Source organism: candidate division WOR-3 bacterium (assembly GCA_016867815.1).
In the GTDB taxonomy this organism is placed as follows: domain Bacteria; phylum Hydrothermota; class Tepidihabitantia; order Tepidihabitantales; family Tepidihabitantaceae; genus UBA2258.
This window is the reverse complement of sequence record VGIR01000209.1, coordinates 1-1,788: the sequence shown is the minus strand read 5'-3', so window position 1 is coordinate 1,788 and position 1,788 is coordinate 1. Positions and strand designations below refer to the sequence as shown.

General features: G+C 63.5%; 3 protein-coding genes. 1 reads left to right on the top strand and 2 read right to left on the bottom strand.

Annotated elements, in window-relative coordinates:
* Positions 1-780, top strand: a 780-nt coding sequence (locus FJY68_14385; GenBank protein ID MBM3333008.1) for a glutamine--tRNA ligase, incomplete at its 5' end; no start/stop codon positions are given.
* Here the strand turns inward: FJY68_14385 and FJY68_14380 are convergent.
* A complete protein-coding gene (locus tag FJY68_14380; GenBank protein MBM3333007.1) occupies positions 725-1,102 on the bottom strand; it encodes a hypothetical protein in 378 nt (125 codons plus the stop codon). The two genes, FJY68_14385 and FJY68_14380, sit on opposite strands and share 56 nt — an antisense overlap.
* A gap of 467 nt (positions 1,103-1,569) precedes the next feature.
* Positions 1,570-1,788, bottom strand: a 219-nt coding sequence (locus FJY68_14375) for an efflux RND transporter permease subunit (protein MBM3333006.1), incomplete at its 5' end; no start/stop codon positions are given.

Here is a 1,788-nt window from a genome sequence, read left to right as displayed (position 1 = left end):
AAGGCCGACACGGTGATTGACTACGAGCTGCTGGAGCACTGCGTCCGCGAGGACCTGAACAAGCGCGTGCCGCGCGTGATGGCCGTGCTGCGGCCGCTCAAGGTGGTCATCGAGAACTACCCCGAGGACAAGACCGAGGAGTTCGATGCGGTGAACAATCCCGAGGACCCGAGCGCGGGAACGCGCAAGGTACCATTCTCTCGCGTCCTCTACATCGAGCAGGATGACTTTCGCGAGGTGCCGCCGCCGAAGTACTTCCGTCTCACGCCAGGGCGGGAGGTACGCTTGCGTGCGGCCTACTTCGTCAAGTGTACCAGCGTCGTGAAAGATGCGACCGGCGCGGTGACCGAGCTCCGTTGCACCTATGACCCCGCCACGCGCGGGGGAGACGCGCCCGACGGCAGGAAGGTCAAGTCCACAATTCACTGGGTCTCGGCAGCCCATGCACTCGACGCCGAGGTGAGGATCTACGACCACCTGTTCCTCAAGCCGGACCCGGACGATGCTCCCGAGGGAATGGACTGGAAGTCAAACCTCAACCCGAAGTCGCTGGAGACGCTCTCCGGCTGCAAGCTCGAACCGAGCCTGGCTGAGGCCAAACCCGGGCAACGGTTCCAGTTCGAGCGTCTCGGCTACTTCTGCGTGGATCCTGACAGCCGAAGGGCCGACAGTCTTCAGTCTACAGCTAGCGGCCCAGAGTCCGGAGCCGTAGGCCGTCTTGTGTTCAATCGGACCACGACGCTGCGGGACGAGTGGGCGAAGATATGGAAGAAGGGCTGACCTGGGCTGAGTTTCGACCACAGAGAACTTGCGGGGCGCGGACATCCGCGCCCCGACTGGTTTCGCTGAGCCGTCGCTCGGTCCGGTGGCGGCTGCCTGTGCCGTTGGCGCATCTCGCTCGGGAGGTACAAGCACAAGCCATCCGCAAGGTCTTGTTGACGCGGTCGCGGGCAAGCTCAGGAATTCCCCAAACAGCTGACCAGGCAATCTGCCGAACAGCTCTCCGAATGGCCTCACGGATTGCCTGCACAACTGCCCGGCGGGCTGCTTTGCCGACGATTCTCCTGGCAATCTGACGAAGACTCCTCCCGACAGCGGCCACCGCAGCACTCCAGACAGTTCGCCGAGTTACTCTCCGGACAGTTCGCCGGAGAGCCGCCCGAGCAGCAGGTCAGGTAGTTCTCCGGATTCCTCTCCGGATGGCCTGCGGGGCGATCTTCCGAACTGCTCTCCGGGCAGTCTGGCGAACAACTCGCAGAATAGCCTGGGGGGCGGGATAGGGGAGATTCACCAATGCCTAATAACTAATTGCCAATGAGAAAGTTACGGCGTGTCGGGGGCCTGATGCGATGAGGACATATAGGAAACTGGGACGACGCAAGCCGCACCTGGGTGAGCGATGCCGCAGGCGTCACAACGAGAATGCGGGGCGCGGATGACCGCTCCCCGCTGAGGTCGGAGGTAGAAGCTACTGGGCGGCTACCCGGCCGGCTTGGGACACGGCGTTCGAAAACAGGGACAGTCCCAGCCGCTGCGCGGCCAGGCTGAGGTACAGTCCCTGTTTTCGGGTCATGTCCCTCGGGCCGCGGCGGCGCGGCGCCGGCGGGCGCGTTCGGAGCGGTTCTCGAAGATGACGTAGAGGACCGGGATGAAGACGAGCGGCAGGAAGGTGGAGACCATCATGCCGCCAATCATCGTCCTGCCGAGCGGAGACCAGAATCCCGAGCCTTCGCTGAGTTGGGTCGCGAGGCTGACGACGTCGAAGCGGATCAGGGCCAATAGAAGGGG